This is a genomic window from Cupriavidus phytorum (assembly GCF_003254285.1).
GTDB classification, from domain to species: Bacteria; Pseudomonadota; Gammaproteobacteria; order Burkholderiales; family Burkholderiaceae; genus Cupriavidus; species Cupriavidus phytorum.
In genome coordinates, this window is record NZ_QKZN01000002.1 from 461,867 (window position 1) to 480,364 (window position 18,498).

Consider the following 18,498-nt stretch of genomic DNA (forward strand, 5'->3'; position numbering starts at 1 on the left):
TCCGAAAACGCCCGCGCCGTGCGGTGCGGCCGGCTCAGTCGGCGACCGCGCCGTAGCCCTGGCCCTTCCATTCGATAAAACACAGCCCGTGCCCGAACGGGTCCGACAGCGTGGCCTGCCGGCCCCAGGCGAATTCCTGGGGCCAGTCCTCGATCTCGGCGCCGGCCTCGAGCGCGCGCTCGATGGCCTGCTCGAGGTCGGCGACGACGAAATCGAGGTGTACCGGGGTCCAGTGGCGCCGATAGTCGCGCCGGGTCGCGGCGCGCGTGGTCGGGCGCGTGCCCGCGGGCTTGGCGAGCAGGTAGATCGGGGCATTGCCGCCCAGCATTTCGGCGACGGACCCGTCGAACAGCTTGCGGCCAAGCCGCAGACCCAGCCCTTGCGCGTAGAAATCGATGCCGCGCGCCAGGTCGTCGACATCGATATTGATCAGCAACTCCATCACAGCCTCCTGCAGCGTTCCGTGTGAAAGCGGCCGCATTGTGCGCCGGGTCTCCTGACAGCTGCTGTCAGGAGTGATGTTTCAGCCGGGCGCGGCGTTCACGCGGAGGCTTCAGCCGGCGCGAGTCTGGCCGATATCCGAGAGGGCGGGGTCGGCACAATGTTGCAGTGCGCAGACAAAAAGGTCTCGCGAATACGCGGAGACTTCATAATATCGACTTATCGCAAACGGGAGAGTGAAGTTGCGTTTTGAGCACTTGGTGGAGATCAATGATCCGGGCAACCCGCAGCTGGAACCGCTGACGGCCGAGCAGGTGTGGCAGGGCCTGGTGCTGCGCGCCGAATCTCCCGAGCTTTTCGTGCTGGGCCTGGACCGCGCCGAAGTGGTGGGCCGCGGCGACAACTGGATCGACCGCGTGCTGCATTTCGGCGAGGCCTCGATCGAGGACCACGTGGTCTACGAGCCGCGCCGGCTGGTGCGCTATGAGACCGCGGCCACGGCCGAGCATGCCGGCGGCACGCTGACCATGGCGATCGAGACCCCGGGTCCGGGCGCGCTGCTGCTGCGCTTTATCTACGACACCACCATGCCGGCCGTCGACGCCAGCGGCGATGACCGCTACGCCGAGATCGTCAAGTCCGCCTACCACGCGGCCGACATCGACACCGTCCGCAAGATCCGCGAGATCGCCGACACCGGGCGGCTGGGGTGAGCGAGGGCCCCGCCACGCCGGAAGGTTCCGGCCAGCGGTCGGATCTGCCGACCCGGCAGTCGCTGCGCGCGCGCTATGGCGAACGGCTGCGCTGGCTGGTGCTGGCAACGCTGATGCTGGGCACGATCTCGTCGATCGTCTCGTCCACCATCGTCAATGTGGCAATTCCCGACCTGAGCCGGCATTTCGTGCTGGGGCAGGAGCGCGCGCAATGGGTCGCGGCCAGCTTCATGATCGCGATGACGCTGTCGATGCTGCTGACACCCTGGCTGCTGAATCGCTACGGGCTGCGGCGCACCTTCCTGGGCGCGTCGCTGCTGTTGGGCGCGGGCGGGCTGGTGGGCGGTTTCTCGCCCAGCTATGGCGTGATGATCGCGATGCGCGTGGCCGAGGGCATCGCCGCGGGCATCATGCAGCCGCTGCCCAATATCCTGATCCTGCGCGTGTTTGAAGAGCGCGAGCAGGGCAAGGCGATCAGCCTGTTCGGCTTCGGCGTGGTGCTGGCGCCGGCGCTGGGCCCCAGCCTGGGCGGCTTCCTGGTCGAGGCCTTCGGCTGGCGCTCGATCTTCTTCGTGGTGGTGCCGCTGACGCTGCTGGCCGTGCTGATGGCGCGCCGCTTCATGGCGGTAGACTCGATCATGATGGGCGAGCGCCAGCCGCTGGACTGGCGCGGGCTGGGCCTGGCCGGTATCGCCACGGTCAGCCTGCTCAACGGCGTGGTCGAGATGCGCGAGAGCGTTGCCGCGGGCCTGGCGCTGTCGGGCTTCGGCGTGCTGATGCTGGCGGCGTTCGTGATGTGGCAGCTGCGCGCGGCGTACCCGCTGATGAATATGCGGCTGTACAGCTACCGGCAGTTCGCGGCCGGGGCGGTGGTGGCCTTCATCTATGGCGCGGGCCTGTTCGGCTCGACCTACCTGTTGCCGGTCTACATGCAGATGGCGCTGGAATACACCCCGTCGCGCGCCGGCCTGGTGCTGTTCCCGGCGGGCGTGATGCTGGCGCTGACGATTGCGGCGGCGGGGCGCTTCACGCACCGGATCCCGCCACATGTGCAGGTGTCGTTCGGGCTGGCGCTGCTGTCGTTGTCGTTCCTGCTGATGGCGCTGGGCTCGCGCGCGACGCCCTACCTGGTGCTGGTGGGGCTGGCGGTGCTGGGGCGGATCGGCCTGGGCTGCATCCTGCCGTCGCTGACGCTGGGCGCGATGCGCGGCGTGGACTTCACGCTGATCGCGCAGGGTTCGAGCTGCATCAACTTCCTGCGGCAGCTGGGCGGCGCCATCGGCGTGAGCCTGGCGGGGGTGGGGCTGCAGTGGCGCCTGGCCGAGCATGGCGCACTGCTGGGTCAGGCCGGCGACAGCGCGCTTCAGGCGGCGCGGATCCGCGCCTTCGACGAGACCTTCCTCGCGGTGGGCGTGGTGATCGCCAGCGCGATGCTGGCGGCCTGGCGCATCCGGCCGCGTCCGGCGCCGGCGGCCTGAGGCCGCCGGCGCCGGAATCATTCAGCTGGCGGCGCCGCTGCGCAGTTCTTCCACCAGCGCGATGTACTGCTCCATCGCCTGTTCGCGCGCGGTGCCGCGCAGCGCTTCCCACGCCTCGAACTTGTAGCGGCCGACGAAATCGGTCATGCCGGGCTTGTCGCCGTGCGCATCGCCTTCGCTGCCTTGCTTGAACAGCGCGTACAGGCGCAGCAGGGACATATTGCTGGGGCGCTCGCTCAGTTGCTTGACGTCGATCTGGGCCTGTTCGAAGCGTGCCTGCAGGTCGCTCATGGGGTTTCCTCCGTGTGGACTGTCCTGGATTGCGAAAATGCAGTCCGATGATAGCCGCCCCGCGCGGGCGCGCCGTCCGTATAAAACCGAAGAAGCCCTCGATTCCGGGCCCAACGGATACAATCGCGCCATGTCCTGGATTCTTGCTGTTGAAACTTCTACGGAGTGGTGCTCGGTCGCGCTCGGACGCGCGGCAGGCGCCGGCCTCGAGTGCCTGGTGCGCCATGAGCACACCGGCGCACGCTCGTCGGCGCGCGTGCTGCCGGCCGCCGGGGAATTGCTGGCCGAAGCCGGCATTGCGCTGGCCGATTGCGCGGCCATCGCCTTTGGCGCCGGCCCGGGCTCGTTCACCGGCCTGCGCACCGCCTGCGGCGTGGCGCAGGGGCTGGCGTTCGGCGCCGGCCTGCCGGTGGTGCCGGTCAACACGCTGATGGCCTGCGCCGAACGCGCCCGCGCTGCCACGCCGGCGCTGCCGGACGGCACCGCGGTGCTGGTGGCGCTGGATGCGCGCATGGACGAGGCCTATGCGGCGGCCTTCGGCTGGAACGCGGGCGCGCGGGAGTGGGCGGAACTCACGCCGATGCAGGTCGGCGCGCCCGAAACCGTGGCCTTGCCCGACGGCGAATTCTGGCTGGCCGGCAACGCGTCCACTGTGTTTGGCGAGCGCCTGGCGGGCCTGGCCCGCGCCGCGCGCGTGCTGCCCGAGGCGATGCCCCATGCGCAGCCGATGGTTGCCCTGGCACTGCGCGCGCTGGCGCGCGGCGAGGCCATCGACGCCGACCAGGCCATGCCGGTCTACCTGCGCGACAAGGTTGCCCAGACCATTGCCGAGCGCGAGGCCGCGTCGGCCGCGCGCGCGGCGCGCGCGGCGGCCCAGCCGGGGAGCGCATCGTGAGCGCCGCGTATCCCCTGGCGGACCGCCACCACTGGCCCGAGGTGCCGGCCATGCCGGCGCTGCCCGAGGGCTGGTCGCTGGGCCGCATGAGCGCGCTGGACCTGCAGGCGGTGGCGGGCATCGAGGCGCGCGCCTACAGCCATCCGTGGACGCGCGGCAATTTCGAGAACTCGGTCAAGTCCGGGCATCTCGGGCTGACGCTGCGCGATCCGGCGGGCACGCTGGTGGCCTACGCCGTGCTGATGCCGGTGGTCGATGAAATGCACCTGCTCAACATCACGGTCGAGCCGCAACGCCAGCGCCAGGGGCTCGGGCGCCTGATGCTCGCGGTGGTGCTGGCGACCTCGCACGCGCACCGCATCCACACCATGCTGCTGGAGGTGCGGCCCTCCAATACCGGGGCGATCGCGCTCTACCAGGCGGCCGGGTTTGCCGAGATCGGACGCCGCAAGGGCTATTACCCGGCGCCCGGCGGCAAGCGCGAAGACGCGCTGGTGCTGCGCCGCGCCTGGCCGGCGCAGGCTGCCGCCAACGAAGGCACGGAGGGGCAGGCATGAGCCGCCGCGCACAGTTCCTCGAGGTGCTGGGCATTCCGACCGAATGGGTGCCGCGCACGCGTGTGGCGGCGCCGGCAGAGGCGCCGCCACACGTAGTGGCGCAGCCGGCAGCCGAGCCGCCCGCGGCAGTGACGGCTGAGCCGGTGGCTGCTGCGATTGCGCACCCCGAGGCGCCGCCGGCTGTCCCGGCGGTGCCGCCAGCCCCCGAGCGCGCTGCGCCGGCGCTGGTTCCCGCCGGGCCGGCGCCCGGCGCTGCGCAAGCAGAGCGGGAAGCGGCCATCGCCACGATGGACTGGCCGGCGCTGGAGGCCGCGGTAGCGGGCTGCACCGCCTGCGGCCTGTGCCAGACCCGCACCAACACCGTGTTCGGCGTGGGTGCGCGCCAGGCCGAATGGATGCTGGTGGGCGAAGCCCCCGGCGAGAACGAAGACCTGCAGGGCGAGCCCTTCGTCGGCCAGGCCGGCAAGCTGCTCGACAACATGCTCGGCGCGCTCGGGCTGGCGCGCGGGCGCAATGTGTTCATCGCCAACGTGCTCAAATGCCGCCCGCCCGGCAACCGCAACCCGGAAGCGGACGAGGTGGCGCAGTGCGAGCCGTTCCTGCGCCGGCAGATCGCGCTGGTCAGGCCCCGCGTGATCGTGGTGCTGGGCCGCTTCGCCGCGCAATCGCTGCTGCGCACCACCACGCCGATCGGCAAGCTGCGCGGCACCGTGCATGCGTACGAAGGCATTCCCGTGGTGGTGACCTACCATCCCGCCTACCTGCTGCGCACGCTGACCGACAAGGCGCGCGCCTGGGAAGATCTGTGCCTGGCCCGTGAGGTCCACGACCGTGCGGGAGCTGGGGCCTGACCTCTCGCTGACCCGCGGCGGCGACGGCCATGGGCCGTCGCACGCGCCGCTGTGGCGCCGTGCCGCGTCGGCACGCGCGCGCGACCTGGCCTGGACCACGCTGTCGCCGCCGCTGCTGGACACCGTGCCCGGCGCCGCGCTGGCGCGCTGGCCGGCCGGCACCCTCGAGGCCTGGCAGCGCTGGCTCGAAGGCGCGGATCCCGCCGCGCTGCCCGCCACCATCGACGAACTGGCCGACGGCCACGCCGCGCTCGCTGCCGATGCCGACCACGACCCCGCCAACCGCAGCCTGCGCCTGGGCCGGCATGCCGAGCGGCTGCTGCATTTTGCCTTGCGCCATATGCAGGGGCTGTCGCTGCTGGCCGCCAACGTGCCGGTGCGGCGCGCCGGCCGCCACGGCGTGCGCACGCTGGGCGAGCTCGATTTCGTCTGGCGCGAGCTGGACTCGGGCGCGGTGGTGCACTGGGAGATGGCGGCCAAGTTCTACCTGATGGCGGCGGGCGGCGATCAGCCGCCGCGGGCGCAGGATTTCGTCGGCCCGAACCTGGTCGATCGCCTTGGTGACAAGCTCGGCCATATCGTGCACCGGCAGCTGCCGTTGGGGCATACGCCCGAGGCGCGGGCCGCGCTGGGCCATACCGTCGATCGCAGCGAGGTTTACCTGCTGGGCTGGCTGTTCTATCGCGACGGCCAGGTGCCGGCCGGGCTGGAGACGCTGGGCATTGCGCCGGACCACTTGCACGGCTGGTGGTCCACCCTCGATGCCTGGGCCGCGCGCGCCAGTGCGCGCCCGGGCCTGCGCTGGTGCCGCCTGCCGCGTACCGGGTGGCTCTCCGGCGCACTGGTGCCGGAGGCCGGCACCGACGACGCCGCCACGCTGCACGCGCTGCTGGCGCAGCGCTTTGCCGATCCGCGCCATGACCACGGCTGGCGCCGCGAGTCGCCGGTGATGCTGTGCGAGCTGGAGCCGGCCGGGCCGCAGGCGCCGGGCTGGTGGCGCGAATGCTCGCGCGGGTTCGTGGTGCCGCCGGGATGGCAAGAGCGCGCGCTGGTACGCACTGAAGAGCCGCCGCGGGCAGGCGCGCCAGTGGGGCAGGACGACGCCTGACGCGCGCTGGCTGGCCGCGGCGCGGCCTCGCCGTGAGGGGGCTAGTGGTGCTTGTCCTCGCCGATCATCGCCAGCGAGTTGAAGGTGCGGACGTTGTACTTGTGCAGCTTGAGCACCAGCGCCATGGTCACGCAGATAAACAGGCCCAGCGCGATGATGACCACGCCGATCGGCACGTTGAGCTTGATCAGCAGCGCGTACAGGCACAGCATCAGCAGCACCGAGACGTTCTCATTGAAGTTCTGCACCGCGATCGAGTGCCCGGCCGACAGCAGCACGTGGCCGCGGTGCTGCAGCAGCGCGTTCATTGGGACCACGAAATAGCCCGACATCGCGCCCACCAGCATCAGGAAGACGTAGGCGATGGCCATGTACAGCGGCATGTGCAGGCCCATTACGTCGAGCGTGACCTGCGGCATCGCGTCCTTGGTGTAGAAGGCCATCAGCATCACCGTGGCGCCCATCGCCACGCCGAACGGCAGCACCGACAGCGATTTGCGCAGCGGGATGCGCGCCGCCGCCAGGATTGCGCCGACCGCCACGCCCACCGCCACCACGGCCTGCAGCAGCGCACCCTGGGACAGGTTCAGGCCCAGCGATTTCTCGGCCCACTTCAGCACGATGAACTGCAGCGTCGCGCCCACGCCCCAGAACAGCGTGGTCACCGCCAGCGAGATCTGGCCCAGCTTGTCGCGCCACAGCGCCAGGAAGCAGTCGCCGAATTCGGCGATCAGCTTGATCGGGTTCTTTTCCTGCGCCGGATAGCGTGCGCCGGTGTCGGGGATGAACAGGTTGAACAGCGAAGCGATCACGTAGAACAGCATGATCACCACCATCGCCGCCTCGGCCGGGGTGTCGATGCCGGTATTGATCAAGGGCAGGTCCAGGCGCAGCAGCAGGCCGGAGACATGCACGGAAATCAGCGCGCCGCCGACCACCGTGCCGAGGATAATCGAGCCCACCGTCAGGCCCTCGATCCAGCCGTTGGCCAGCACCAGCTTTTCGGGGGGCAGCAGCTCGGTCAGGATGCCGTACTTGGCGGGCGAATACGCCGCCGCGCCGAAGCCGACCACGCCGTAGGCCAGCAGCGGATGCAGCCCGAACATCATGATGGCGCAGCCGACCACCTTGATGGCGTTGGTGATGAGCATCACCCGCCCCTTGGGCATCGAGTCGGCGAAGGCGCCGACGAAGGCGGCAAGAATGACGTAGGAGAGAACGAAGAACAGCTTGAGCAGCGGGGTCATCCACTGCGGGGAATGCAATTCGGTGAGAAGGGCGATGGCGGCGATCAGTAAGGCATTGTCGGCCAGCGAGGAAAAAAACTGCGCGGCCATGATGGTGTAAAAACCCTTCTTCATGCTGTCGACTTTCTCTCCATCGCGCGCTCCATTCAGGGTAGGCAGGCTGGTGCCGGCCGCAGAGGCCATGGTTTGCAGGGAACCTTGTGCCGCGGCCGTGTCGAATTGTGTCGCAGGTGCTGCGCTGCGGCGCCGTGAGGCCTGCCTGACAGTCATTGACATAATGCTTCGCTTTTAGAACATGGCCGGAGCGTCCGGCTTTATATCACGAAAACATGACATTCCCGAACCCCGGCAACGGCTCTTTTTGACAGCAAATTGCCTTGCCGATTCCCTGATGACCCCCGGCAACAGCATCCGAATGTGTTCAAATAACGGCTGCCACCGCGGCCCGCCGGACCGGTCTTTCCCTGATCTGGTGTGCGCCCGGCGAGATATGGTGACTGGGATACCTGGGCGTGCCAATTGCGGGCATCCCGCATATCCGTCGCCACAACCGTCGCCGCTGCCGTCGCCCACATGGGTCGCCGGTCCGTGCTGCGGCACACCGACAGGTGACGTTTGCGCCATCGATACTGAGACAGAGCCGTCCCTCCAGCCAGCCGCGCGCATGAGCCGCCCGCGCCGCTGCCGGCTTTGTCCGCTACCCTGATGTGACTTCCAATGCCAAGACCGATCCAAGCCGTCATCCACCAACCCGCCCTGGCCAACAATCTCGACGTGATCCGCCGCAAGGCGCCCGATGCGCGCGTCTGGGCGGTGGTAAAGGCCAATGCCTACGGCCATGGCATCCGCCGCGTCTTTGCTGCACTGCGTGGTGCCGATGGCTTCGGCCTGCTGGACCTGAATGAGGCCGTGCTGCTGCGCGACCTCGGCTGGCAGGGCCCGATCCTGCTGCTGGAGGGCTTCTTCCAGCCGCAGGACATCGCCCTGATCGAGCAATACCGGCTGACCACCGCGATCCACTGCGACGAGCAGCTGCGCATGCTGGAAAGCGCGCGCCCCAAGGGCCCGCTGGCGATCCAGCTCAAGCTCAACACCGGCATGAACCGGCTCGGCTTCCACCCGGCGGAATACCGCGCCGCATGGGAGCGCGCGCGTGCCATGCCGTGCGTGGGCAGCATCGTCCATATGACGCATTTCTCCGATGCCGACGGCCCGCGCGGCATCGCCCACCAGGTCGAGGCCTTCGACGCCGCCACCGCCAACCTGCCGGGCGAGGCCAGCCTGTCGAACTCGGCCGCGGTGCTGTGGCACCCGCAGGCGCACCGCGCCTGGGTGCGACCGGGCATCATCCTTTACGGCGCCTCGCCCACCGGCCGCGATGCCGATATCGCCGGCACCGGGCTACAGCCGGCAATGTCGCTGCACAGCGAGCTGATCGCGGTGCAGGACCTGCAGCCGGGCGATACCGTCGGCTACGGCTCGCTCTTCACCGCGGAGCGGCCGATGCGCATCGGCGTGGTCGCCTGCGGCTATGCCGACGGCTACCCGCGCCATGCGTCGGGCTGGGGCGAGCAGCGCGCGCCGGTGCTGGTCGACGGCGTGCGCACCGAACTGGTCGGGCGCGTGTCGATGGACATGCTGTGCGTCGACCTGACGCCGTGCCCGAAGGCGCGCGTCGGCAGCCCGGTCACGCTGTGGGGCCAGGGCCTGCCGATCGACGAAGTGGCGCAGGCCAGCGGCACGGTCGGCTACGAGCTGATGTGCGCGCTGGCGCCGCGCGTGCCGACCACGGTGGCGACCATCACCGCATCGGACAGCGCCGCGCCCGTGGTCGCCTGATCGGGGCGGGGGCCGGGCGGGCGCAGCGCCGCGCGGTTACGCTCTGCACGCGAGCACTGCGCAGGGCCGCTTCGCCACGACGCCATCTCCGCAAGCCGGGTCGCTTCAGGCCCGGCTCGATTCATTCTGCAAGGACTTCCGTTGGCCAAGAGCAAGACTGTCTATACCTGTACCGAATGCGGCGGCACCACGCCGCGCTGGGCCGGCCAGTGCCCGCATTGCCAGCAGTGGAACACGCTGGTGGAGACCGTGGCGGAATCCGCCGCGAACAAGCGCTTCCAGCCGCTGGCGGCATCGGCCACGGTGCGCAAGCTGGCCGAGATCGAGGCCGCCGACGTGCCGCGCTTTTCCAGCGGCATCGACGAGTTCGACCGGGTGCTGGGCGGCGGCCTGGTGTCGGGCGGGGTGGTGCTGATCGGCGGCGATCCCGGGATCGGCAAGTCGACGCTGCTGCTGCAGGCGCTGGCCAGCCTGGCCGGGCAGCGCCGCGTGCTCTATGTCAGCGGCGAGGAATCGGGCGCGCAGATCGCGCTGCGCGCGCAGCGCCTGGGCGTCGAAAGCCCGTCGCTGGGGCTGCTCGCCGAAATCCAGCTGGAGAAGATCCAGGCCACGCTGGAAGTGGAAAAGCCCGAGGTCGCGGTGATCGATTCGATCCAGACGCTGTATTCCGAGGCGCTGACCTCGGCGCCGGGGTCGGTGGCGCAGGTGCGCGAATGCGCGGCGCAGCTCACGCGCATCGCCAAGAGCAGCGGCACCACCATCATCCTGGTAGGCCACGTGACCAAGGAGGGCAGCCTGGCGGGGCCGCGCGTGCTCGAGCATATCGTCGATACGGTGCTGTATTTCGAAGGCGATACCCATTCTTCGCACCGGCTGATCCGCGCCTTCAAGAACCGCTTTGGCGCGGTCAACGAACTGGGCGTGTTCGCAATGACCGAGCGCGGCCTGCGCGGCATCAGCAATCCGTCGGCGCTGTTCCTGTCGCAGCATGAAGAGACCGTGCCGGGATCGTGCGTGCTGGTGACGCAGGAAGGCACGCGGCCGCTGCTGGTCGAAATCCAGGCGCTGGTCGATACCGCGCACGTGCCCAACCCGCGCCGGCTGGCGGTGGGGCTGGAGCAGAACCGGCTGGCCTTGCTGCTGGCGGTGCTGCACCGGCATGCGGGCATCGCCTGCTTCGACCAGGATGTGTTCCTGAACGCGGTGGGCGGGGTCAAGATCACCGAGCCCGCCGCGGACCTGGCGGTGCTGCTGTCGATCCACTCGTCGATGCGCAACAAGCCGCTGCCGCGCGGCCTGGTGGTGTTCGGCGAAGTGGGGCTGGCCGGCGAGATCCGCCCCAGCCCGCGCGGGCAGGAGCGCCTGAAGGAAGCGGCCAAGCTGGGCTTTACGCTGGCCGTGATCCCCAAGGCCAATGCGCCCAAGCAGAAGATCGACGGGCTTGAGGTAATCGCGGTGGAACGCATCGAGCAGGCCATCGACCGCGTGCGCCACCTGGACTGAGCCATGGACACCGACATCGCTTTCGAGACGGGCCGCTTGCGGCTGCGCCAGTGGCGCGATGAAGACTACGCGCCGTTTGCCGCGCTCAATGCCGATGCGCAGGTGATGCGCTATTTCCCGGCACCGCTGACGCGCGCCGAAAGCGATGCGATGGCCGAGCGCTGCCGCAGCCTGATCGCGCAGCAGGGGTGGGGCGTCTGGGTCGTCGAACGCGTGGCGGACGCTACCTTCCTGGGCTTCGTCGGACTGCACGAGCCCGCCGCCACGCTGCCGTTCGCGCCGTGCGTGGAGATCGCCTGGCGGCTGGCGCGGCAGGCCTGGGGCCAGGGCTACGCCACCGAGGCGGCGCGCGGCGCGCTCGCCTACGGCTTCGGCAGGCTCGGGCTGGAGGAAATCGTCGCCTTCACCACGCTTGCCAATGCCCGCTCGCGCGCGGTGATGGAGCGGCTGGGCATGCGCGAGGACGCGGAGGGTTTCGACCATCCCGCCTTGCCGCCGCAGCACCCGTTGCGGCCGCATTGCCTGTACCGCTTGCCGCGCGCGGCGTGGCAGGCAGCGGGCGCATGATGCCGATGCGGCAATCCCCCGCGCGCCAGCGGACCGGCGCCGCATGTGGCGTCGACGGCAGGCGCGGCAAAATCGGTAATAATGCGCAGCACAGCCGCGCCCTCGCACTGACGGCAATGATTACCGGATCACCTGAGTTCCAATGATGCAAGCCAATTCCCGTGCCTATTTCCTGCTGATTGCCATCGTCTCCTTCGCCCTGGTTGGCGTCGCGCTCTACCTGCAGTTCGAAAAGGGCTACCAGCCTTGTCCGCTCTGCGTGATGCAGCGCTTCGCCTTCATCGGCATCGGCGTGTTCTCGCTGCTGGCGGCGGTGGCGCAGAACACGCGCTCGCTGTGGCAGGGCCTGGGCATGCTGTCCGGCATCGCCGGCATCGCGGTGGCGGTCTATCACGTGTCGCTGCTGCTCAATCCCAAGGCTTCGTGCGGCATCGATCCGCTCGAGAACTGGGTTAATGCGCTGCCCACCGCCAAGGTGCTGCCGCAACTGTTCTACTCCGACGGCCTGTGCACCGCGCCGCTGCCGCCGGTGCTGGGGCTGTCGGTGCCGGCATGGTCGCTGATCTGGCTGTTCGTGCTGACGCTGACGCTGGCGGTGGGGCTGATCCGCAGGGAGAAGAATTTCCGCTGAGGGGTGGGGGCGTTCGAATGAAAAAAACCGGCGCTGTGTGCGCCGTTTTTTTTTTGCGTGGGGCCACAGCGGCATCCCACCGGCGGGTTTGCTCCCCTCTCCCTCTGGGAGAGGGGCGGGGGAGAGGGCAGTGCATCCACGAAGTGACGCGGCTCGATGCTTGCCACGCGCCGGCCCTCTCCCCCGGCCCCTCTCCCGCAAGCGGGCGAGGGGAGCAAATCGTCGCGGCAGACGTCAGGCAATCTGCTCGATCTGCTCCTGCAGCTCCAGCCACTTCTCTTCCAGCGTCTCGAGCTCGCCGTTGACCTCGCCCTGGCGCTTGAGCATCTCCATCAGCTTCGACTTATTGGCCTCGGCATAGCTGGCTTCGTCGGCCATGAACTGGTCGATCTCCTCCCGGGCAGTCTGCAGCACCGCCATGCGCTTCTCGACCTTTTCCAGTTCCTTGGTGAGCGGCTTGCGCAGCGCCGACAGCCGCTGGCGCTCGTCGGCCTCGGCGCGGCGCTGGTCCTTGCGGTTGATCGTGGTGGCGTCGCCACCGTTCTCTGCCAGGTGCGCGGCCGTGGCGGCGTTGCGCTTGGCCGCCGCCTGCTGCAGCAGCCAGTCGCGGTAGTCGTCGAGGTCGCCATCGAACGGCCGGATGGTGCCGTCGGCCACCAGCATGAACTGGTCGGCGGTGGCGCGCAGCAGATGCCGGTCGTGCGAGACCAGGATCAGCGTGCCTTCGAACTGCGCCAGGGCCATGGTCAGCGCCTCGCGCGTATCGAGGTCGAGGTGGTTGGTCGGCTCGTCGAGCAGCAGCAGGTTGGGCTTCTGCCATACGATCAGGGCCAGCGCCAGCCGGGCTTTTTCACCGCCGGAGAAGGGCTCGATCGGCGTGGTGGCCATGTCGCCGCGGAAGTTGAAGCTGCCGAGGAAGTCGCGCAGCTCCTGCTCGCGCACGTCGGGCGCCAGGCGCGCGAGGTGCTGCAGCGCGGAGTCGTGGTCGCGCAGCGTTTCCAGCTGGTGCTGGGCGAAGTAGCCGATCTGCAGGCCCTTGCCCAGGCGCAGGTTGCCCTTGAGCGGGTCCTGGGTGCCGGCCAGGGTCTTGACCAGCGTCGACTTGCCCTGGCCGTTCGCGCCCAGCAGGCCGATGCGCTGGCCATTCTGGATCGACAGCGCCAGGTTGTGCAGGATGGTGACGGGCGGATCGGCCTCGGCATAGCCGCAATCGACGCCGTCGAGCACCATCATCGGGTTGGGCGCGGCATCGGGCTCGCGGAACTCGAAGGCGAAGCCGGCGGCGACGTGCACCGGCGCCAGCCGCTCCATCTTCTCCAGCGCCTTGACCCGGCTCTGCGCCTGGCGCGCCTTGGTCGCCTTGGCCTTGAAGCGGGTGATGAACGATTCCAGGTGCGCGATTTCCTTCTGCTGGCGCACGTAGGCGGCCTGCTGCTGCGCCATCTGCTGCAGCCGCAGCGTCTCGAACAGCGTGTAGTTGCCGCCGTAGCGGCGCAGCTGCTGGTTTTCGATATGCACCGTGACATTGCAGATCGCGTCGAGGAATTCGCGGTCGTGCGAGATCATCACCAGCGTGCCGGGATAGCGCGCCAGCCAGTCTTCCAGCCAGACGATGGCGTCGAGGTCCAGGTGGTTGGTCGGTTCGTCGAGCAGCAGCAGGTCCGACGGGCACATCAGCGCCTGCGCCAGGTTCAGGCGCATGCGCCAGCCGCCCGAGAACGACGCCACCGGCTGCGACACCTGCGCCAGCGTGAAGCCCAGGCCCAGCAGCAAGGCCTCGGCCCGCGCCGGCGCGGTGTAGCCGTCGGCATCGGCATAGGCGGCGTGGGCTTCGCCTTCGGCACTGCCGTCGCCGCTGGCCTGGGCCGCGGCAATGGCGGCCTCGATCTCGCGCAGGCGGGTGTCGCCGTCGATCACGTAGTCGACCGCGGTGCGGCTGACCGCCGGCGTTTCCTGCGCCACGTGGGCGACGCGCCACTGCGCCGGCACGCTGACATCGCCGCCGTCCGGATGCAGCTCGCCGCGCAGCAGCGCGAACAGCGTCGACTTGCCGCTGCCGTTGGCGCCGACGAGGCCCACGCGCTCGCCCGGGTTGAGCGTCACGCTGGTGTGGTCGAACAGCACCTTGGTGCCGCGCTGAAGGACTAGCTGGTCGATTCGGATCACGGGAGGGGAAATGCCTGAGTGAAAAACAGAAAAAGCGCCGTCAATGCGGGCCGCGGCCGGCGCTGTGGCGCTGGCCCGCATTGTAGCGTTTCCGGTGCGCGGCACGCCGTGCCGGTGCAGGCAGCGCGCCAAAGCGGGTCGAAGCGCGTGGACGCGTGCACCGGCAAAGTGCCGGCAAAGCCCGCGAATCTAGGGATTACCCTTGGTCTCGCAAAACTCTATTTTCTTGGAAGTCGGTTGCGTGTAAATTCATTTTCACAACGACGCGCCCGCTGATGCGCGGTCGATCAACCGCTTCCACCATGCCCATTGGCCATTCGATCTCGGACCGCATTGCACGCAGCCTGCCGGCGCTGACGCCGGCGCACCGCCGCATGGCGGAATACGTGCTGGCCAACCTGTTTCGCGCAGCGACCATGCGCATCGACGAATTCGCCGCGGCGGTGGAGGTATCGGTAGCGACGGCCAACCGCTTTGCGCGCGCACTCGGCTTCGATGGCTATCCGCAGTTTCGTGCCGAGCTGGTGCGCGGTTTCGAAGCCACGCTGGCGCCGGTGGAGCGGCTGCGCAGCGAGCTGGAACGACCCGCCACCGTGGCCGAAGTGTTCGCGGCCTCGCTCGAGGATGCGGCCGCCAATGCCGAAGCCACAAGGCGCGGCATCGACGCGCAGGCGTGCGAGCGCGCGGTGGCGGCGATCCTCGCCGCGCAGCGCGTCTATGTGGCCGGCTTCGGCGCCAGCGGTTTCCTTGCCGGGCTGCTGCAGCACGGACTGGAAATGCATTGCCGCATGGTCACCTCGGTGGCGGGCGCGGGCGGTGCGTCGCATGCGGCGCGGCAGCTGTTCAAGCTGCAGCCGAGCGACCTGCTGATCGTGATCGCCTTCCCGCGCTACGTCACCGACACCATCGAGCTGGCCCAGCGCGTCAAGGCGCACGGCGGCAAGGTGCTGGCGCTGACCGACGGCCCGACCTCGCCGCTGGCGCCGCTGGCCGATATCGCGCTATATGCGCAGGCCGGCAACCGGCTCTCGGCCAATTCCGATGCCACCGTGCTGGCGCTGATCGAGGCGCTGTGCGGCGCGGTGGCGCACCGGGCCGAACGCCCGGTCAAGGCCGCCGCCGAAATGACCGAATTCCTGCTGCCGTGGCTGTATGGCACGCCCGAGGCCGAGCCCGCGCGCCGGTCCGCGCCGATGCCTGTGCCACCCACCGAAGCCAAGACCGGCGCGCGCCGCGCGCGCTCCTCCAACACCCGCAAGTCCTGAGTCCGAGTCTCCTTATCCTTATGCAAGCAGCTGTCATTGCCATCCACGGCGGCGCCGGCACCATCACCCGCGCGGCGATGGATGCGGCCCGCGAACGCGAATACATCGAAGCGCTCCAACATGTGCTGCAAGCCGGCCAGCGCATCCTGGCCGATGGCGGCAGCGCGCTCGACGCGGTCACCGAGGCGGTGCGCCTGCTCGAAGAATGCCCGCTGTTCAACGCCGGCAAGGGCGCGGTGCTGACCCATGCCGGCACCTATGAACTGGATGCGGCGGTAATGGATGGTGCCACCCTCAATGCCGGCGCGGTGGCCTGCGTCACGCGCCTGCGCAACCCGGTGCTGGCGGCGCGCGCGGTGCTGGAGCACAGCGAGCACGTGCTGTTTGCCGGCGCCGGCGCCGAGGCCTTCGCACAGGCGCAGGGGCTGGAGCTGGTCGCGCCGGAGTACTACTTCACCCAGGCCCGCCACGACCAGTGGCAGCGTGCGCGCGGCAACGCCGGCATGGCGCTGCTCGACCACGACGCCGCGACGCTGGCCGCGCAGCAGGCGCGCGGCACGGAACCGATCGATCCCGACAGCAAGTTCGGCACCGTGGGCGCGGTCGCCTGCGACAGCCGCGGCAACCTCGCGGCGGCCACGTCCACCGGCGGCGTGACCAACAAGCAGGTGGGCCGCGTCGGCGATACCCCGCTGATCGGCGCGGGCTGCTATGCCGACGACGTCGCGGCGGTGTCCGCCACCGGCACCGGCGAGATGTTTATCCGCACCGTGGCCGCGCACGATGTCGCGGCTCAGATGCGCTATGCCGGCCTGCCGCTCGACGAGGCGGCGCGGCGCGTGGTGATGGAGAAGCTGCCCGCGATCCAGGGCCGCGGCGGCCTGATCGCGGTCGACCGCGCCGGCAACGTCACGCTGCCGTTCAATACCGAAGGCATGTACCGCGGTGTCGCCCGGGTGGGCGAGGCCGTCGACGTGTCGATCTACGGCTGACGCGCCGCGCACCAGCCAGTCCCGCATCCCGCCATACAAGGAGTACCCGTGGTCACTACCGCAGCCCCCGCGCGCGTTCCCGTATCCGGCCTGGTCCTGCCGCCCGAGCGCGTGGTCCAGGTGGACGGGCTCACCGTGCGCTTCGCCACGTCCGAGCGCACCGTCGAGGCCGTGCGCAACCTGTCCTTCCATGTCGACCGCGGCGAGACGCTCGCGGTGGTGGGCGAGTCGGGCTCGGGCAAGTCGGTGACGTCGCTGGCGCTGATGCGGCTGGTCGAGCATGGCGGCGGCAAGATCGCGTCGGGCAGCATGGCGCTGCGCCGGCGCGGCGGCGAGGTGATCGACCTCGCGCGCACCGACAACGCCACGCTGCGCAGCGTGCGCGGCGCCGACGTGGCGATGATCTTCCAGGAGCCGATGACCTCGCTCAATCCGGTGTTCCCGGTGGGCGAGCAGATCGCGGAATCGATCCGCCTGCACCAGGGCAAGAGCCGCGCCGCGGCGCGCGCCGAGGCGCTGCGCATGCTGGAGCTGGTGCGCATCCCGGAAGCCCGGCGCGTGCTCGAGCGCTATCCGCACCAGCTCTCCGGCGGCATGCGCCAGCGCGTGATGATCGCGATGGCGCTGTCGTGCAAGCCGGCGCTGCTGATTGCCGACGAACCCACCACGGCGCTGGACGTGACCATCCAGGCCGAGATCCTGCAGCTGATCCGCGGCCTGCAGGCCGAGATGCAGATGGGCGTGGTCTTCATCACCCACGACATGGGCGTGGTGGCCGAAGTGGCCGACCGCGTACTGGTGATGTACCGCGGCGAGAAGGTGGAAGAGGGCACCTCGGACGACGTGTTCCGCGCCCCGGCCCATCCCTACACGCGCGCGCTGCTGTCGGCGGTGCCGCGCCTGGGCGCCATGCGCGGCACCGACCTGCCGGCCAAGTTCCCGCTGCTGCGGCTCGACAGCGCCAGCCCCGAGGCGGCCGCGCCACAGGATACGGTGGCGCCCGGCGTGGCACCGATCCTGCGCGTGCAGGACCTGGTCACGCGCTTCGACGTGCCCGGCGGCCTGTTCGGTCGCGTGACGCGGCGCGTGCATGCGGTGGAGCAAGTCAGCTTCGACCTTTATCCCGGCGAGACGCTGGCGCTGGTGGGGGAATCCGGTTGCGGCAAGTCCACCACCGGCCGCTCGCTGCTGCGCCTGGTGGAAAGCCAGAGCGGCACCATCGAGTTCAACGGGCAAAACATCAGCCAGCTCGAGGGCGCGGCGCTGCAGACCCTGCGCCGCAATATCCAGTTCATCTTCCAGGACCCGTTCGCTTCGCTCGATCCGCGCGTGCCGGTCGGCTATTCGATCATGGAGCCGCTGCTGGTGCACAAGGTCGCCAGCGGCAAGGAGGCCGAGCAGCGCGTGGCGTGGCTGCTCGACAAGGTGGGGCTGGACCCGTCGCACGCGGCGCGCTATCCGCACGAGTTTTCCGGCGGCCAGCGCCAGCGCATCTGCATTGCGCGCGCGCTGGCGCTGAACCCCAAGGTGGTGGTGGCGGATGAATCGGTGTCGGCGCTGGACGTGTCGATCCAGGCGCAGATCGTCAACCTGATGCTCGACCTGCAGCGCGAGCTCGGCATCGCCTTCCTGTTCATCTCGCACGACATGGCGGTGGTGGAGCGCGTCAGCCATCGCGTCGCCGTGATGTACCTGGGCCAGATCGTCGAGATCGGCCCGCGCCGCGCGATCTTCGAGAACCCGCAGCACCCGTACACGAAGAAACTGATGTCGGCGGTGCCGATCGCCGACCCGGCGCGGCGCCACCTGCGGCGCGAGCCGCTGAACGACGAGATCCCCAGCCCGATCCGCGCGGTTGGCGACGAGCCGGTGGTGCAGCCGCTGGTGCCGGTCGCTGGCAGCGGGGCGCTCGGCCATTTTGTTGCGCGGCACGCCGTTGGCGGCGCCTACTGAA

17 protein-coding genes are annotated in these 18,498 nt (G+C 69.5%); 13 read left to right on the forward strand and 4 right to left on the reverse strand.

All coding sequences use genetic code 11. The features are described 5' to 3' along the window. Positions 1–34: 34 nt before the first annotated feature. Positions 35–442, reverse strand: coding sequence for a VOC family protein (locus C7416_RS07550; RefSeq protein ID WP_111517830.1), 408 nt, complete (start codon positions 440–442; stop codon positions 35–37). Between the two features lie 241 nt (positions 443–683). Here C7416_RS07550 and C7416_RS07555 point away from each other — a divergent pair, with 241 nt between their 5' ends. Further along, complete coding sequence (locus tag C7416_RS07555) at positions 684–1,154, forward strand: SRPBCC family protein (protein ID WP_115661942.1); 471 nt, start codon at positions 684–686, stop codon at positions 1,152–1,154. After that, positions 1,151–2,632: a DHA2 family efflux MFS transporter permease subunit gene (locus C7416_RS07560; protein ID WP_111517832.1), complete on the forward strand. Its 1,482-nt coding sequence runs from the start codon at positions 1,151–1,153 to the stop codon at positions 2,630–2,632. Before C7416_RS07555 ends, C7416_RS07560 begins: the two co-directional genes overlap by 4 nt. Before the next feature lie 21 nt (positions 2,633–2,653). Here C7416_RS07560 and C7416_RS07565 read toward each other — a convergent pair whose 3' ends face one another. Continuing rightward, positions 2,654–2,923: an acyl-CoA-binding protein gene (locus C7416_RS07565; RefSeq protein WP_012353003.1), complete on the reverse strand. Its 270-nt coding sequence runs from the start codon at positions 2,921–2,923 to the stop codon at positions 2,654–2,656. 130 nt (positions 2,924–3,053) lie between these two features. Between C7416_RS07565 and tsaB the strand changes: the two genes are divergently transcribed. The 4 genes from tsaB to C7416_RS07585 are packed head-to-tail and all read left to right on the forward strand — an operon-like array spanning position 3,054 to position 6,334. Then, the gene (gene tsaB, locus C7416_RS07570) at positions 3,054–3,818 is read left to right on the forward strand and encodes a tRNA (adenosine(37)-N6)-threonylcarbamoyltransferase complex dimerization subunit type 1 TsaB (RefSeq protein ID WP_111517833.1); all 765 of its coding nucleotides are present in this window, start codon (positions 3,054–3,056) and stop codon (positions 3,816–3,818) included. Next, positions 3,815–4,375, forward strand: coding sequence for a ribosomal protein S18-alanine N-acetyltransferase (rimI, locus tag C7416_RS07575; protein ID WP_111517834.1), 561 nt, complete (start codon positions 3,815–3,817; stop codon positions 4,373–4,375). Before tsaB ends, rimI begins: the two co-directional genes overlap by 4 nt. Continuing rightward, entirely contained in the window at positions 4,372–5,226 is an 855-nt protein-coding gene (locus C7416_RS07580; protein ID WP_111517835.1) for a uracil-DNA glycosylase, read from the forward strand. The genes rimI and C7416_RS07580 overlap by 4 nt, the downstream gene beginning before the upstream one ends. Further along, positions 5,192–6,334, forward strand: a complete 1,143-nt coding sequence (locus tag C7416_RS07585) for a DUF1853 family protein (protein ID WP_111517836.1) — start codon at positions 5,192–5,194, stop codon at positions 6,332–6,334. The genes C7416_RS07580 and C7416_RS07585 overlap by 35 nt, the downstream gene beginning before the upstream one ends. A gap of 41 nt (positions 6,335–6,375) precedes the next feature. Here C7416_RS07585 and lplT read toward each other — a convergent pair whose 3' ends face one another. Further along, positions 6,376–7,695, reverse strand: coding sequence for a lysophospholipid transporter LplT (gene lplT, locus C7416_RS07590; protein WP_111517837.1), 1,320 nt, complete (start codon positions 7,693–7,695; stop codon positions 6,376–6,378). Positions 7,696–8,298: 603 nt separating this feature from the next. Between lplT and alr the strand changes: the two genes are divergently transcribed. The 4 genes from alr (at position 8,299) to C7416_RS07610 (ending at position 12,121) form a co-directional block, all read left to right on the forward strand. Beyond that, positions 8,299–9,420, forward strand: a complete 1,122-nt coding sequence (gene alr / locus C7416_RS07595; protein ID WP_111517838.1) for an alanine racemase — start codon at positions 8,299–8,301, stop codon at positions 9,418–9,420. 141 nt (positions 9,421–9,561) lie between these two features. After that, positions 9,562–10,923: a DNA repair protein RadA gene (gene radA / locus C7416_RS07600; protein ID WP_111517839.1), complete on the forward strand. Its 1,362-nt coding sequence runs from the start codon at positions 9,562–9,564 to the stop codon at positions 10,921–10,923. Positions 10,924–10,926: 3 nt separating this feature from the next. Beyond that, a complete protein-coding gene (locus C7416_RS07605; RefSeq protein ID WP_111517840.1) occupies positions 10,927–11,490 on the forward strand; it encodes a GNAT family N-acetyltransferase in 564 nt (187 codons plus the stop codon). A gap of 145 nt (positions 11,491–11,635) precedes the next feature. Then, positions 11,636–12,121, forward strand: coding sequence for a disulfide bond formation protein B (locus C7416_RS07610; RefSeq protein ID WP_026164408.1), 486 nt, complete (start codon positions 11,636–11,638; stop codon positions 12,119–12,121). A gap of 234 nt (positions 12,122–12,355) precedes the next feature. Here C7416_RS07610 and C7416_RS07615 read toward each other — a convergent pair whose 3' ends face one another. Further along, the gene (locus C7416_RS07615; RefSeq protein ID WP_111517841.1) at positions 12,356–14,287 is read right to left on the reverse strand and encodes an ATP-binding cassette domain-containing protein; all 1,932 of its coding nucleotides are present in this window, start codon (positions 14,285–14,287) and stop codon (positions 12,356–12,358) included. A gap of 302 nt (positions 14,288–14,589) precedes the next feature. Between C7416_RS07615 and C7416_RS07620 the strand changes: the two genes are divergently transcribed. From C7416_RS07620 to C7416_RS07630, 3 genes are read left to right on the forward strand one after another with little or no spacing between them, the layout of a single operon-like run. Further along, on the forward strand, positions 14,590–15,552 hold the full coding sequence (locus tag C7416_RS07620; RefSeq protein ID WP_111517842.1) for a MurR/RpiR family transcriptional regulator: 963 nt from the start codon (positions 14,590–14,592) through the stop codon (positions 15,550–15,552). A 20-nt stretch (positions 15,553–15,572) separates the two neighbouring features. Further along, positions 15,573–16,544 carry an isoaspartyl peptidase/L-asparaginase family protein gene (locus tag C7416_RS07625; RefSeq protein ID WP_111517843.1) on the forward strand — a complete coding sequence of 324 codons (972 nt, stop codon included), beginning with the start codon at positions 15,573–15,575 and terminating at the stop codon, positions 16,542–16,544. A gap of 48 nt (positions 16,545–16,592) precedes the next feature. Further along, positions 16,593–18,497 (forward strand): dipeptide ABC transporter ATP-binding protein, encoded by a 1,905-nt coding sequence (locus tag C7416_RS07630; protein WP_111517844.1) that lies wholly within the window; start codon positions 16,593–16,595, stop codon positions 18,495–18,497. Position 18,498 lies beyond the last annotated feature (1 nt).